The sequence below is a fragment of the Kordia aestuariivivens genome, from assembly GCF_014397005.1.
GTDB classification, from domain to species: Bacteria; Bacteroidota; Bacteroidia; order Flavobacteriales; family Flavobacteriaceae; genus Kordia; species Kordia aestuariivivens.
In genome coordinates this window covers 1-739 of sequence record NZ_JACGWS010000041.1, presented here as the reverse complement: position 1 = coordinate 739, position 739 = coordinate 1, and the positions used below count along the sequence as shown (strand labels likewise).

Sequence of the window (739 nt, the reverse complement as noted above, 5' to 3'; positions counted from 1 at the left end):
TCAATAGCATCTGTGAGTCCTTCCACTTTAGAAGGATCAAGTTTCAAGCCAGGAGCTACAATTAGATATTCATACGATATTACACCATTTTTAGCGGTAGCTACTGTATTGGTATCTGGGTCAAAAGAAACCGCTTTATCCTTAATCCAATCTGCATTCTTGGGCATTACAGATTTCATAGGACGTTGTGTTTTATTGTAATTATAGGTGCCTGCACCTACGAGTGTCCAAGCGGGTTGATACCAATGCTTGTCTGAAGGTTCTATAATTCCAATGTCCAATTTTGGGTTTTTCTCAAGCAGACTACTAGCTGTCATTAATCCAGCAGTACCTCCTCCAATAATAAGTATTTGATATGTTGTTTTCATTTGTATATTGATTTAGTAACCCTATTACAATAAGGTTGTTGGAGCTACATATTCGGTAATTTGAAATGTCCCATTCGTTTTAATAGCGTTTATTCCTCCTTGAATGTCTATAAGGTTTTTATATCCTTTAGATTTTAATATAGATACAAAGACCATAGAACGATATCCACTGCGACAGTGTACATAGTATGTTTTGTCTTTGTTTACGGCATTAATACTCGTTTCTAGGTAATCTAAAGGCGTATTGATCGCATTTTCTATATGTTCACTGTTGTATTCACTTTCTTTACGAACATCTAAGATGTTGATCGGTTCTTTTTTGTTTATATATGCAAGTTCATCTGCTGTTATTGATGAAATGGAATCGACTT

2 protein-coding genes are annotated in these 739 nt (G+C 35.0%); both read right to left on the bottom strand.

The annotated features are described in order from the left end of the window. Window positions 1–368: FAD-dependent oxidoreductase (locus tag H2O64_RS23930; protein WP_187564766.1), on the bottom strand; the 368-nt coding region annotated here is incomplete at its 3' end. Window positions 369–392: 24 nt separating this feature from the next. Then, window positions 393–739: rhodanese-like domain-containing protein (locus H2O64_RS23925; RefSeq protein WP_187564765.1), on the bottom strand; the 347-nt coding region annotated here is incomplete at its 5' end.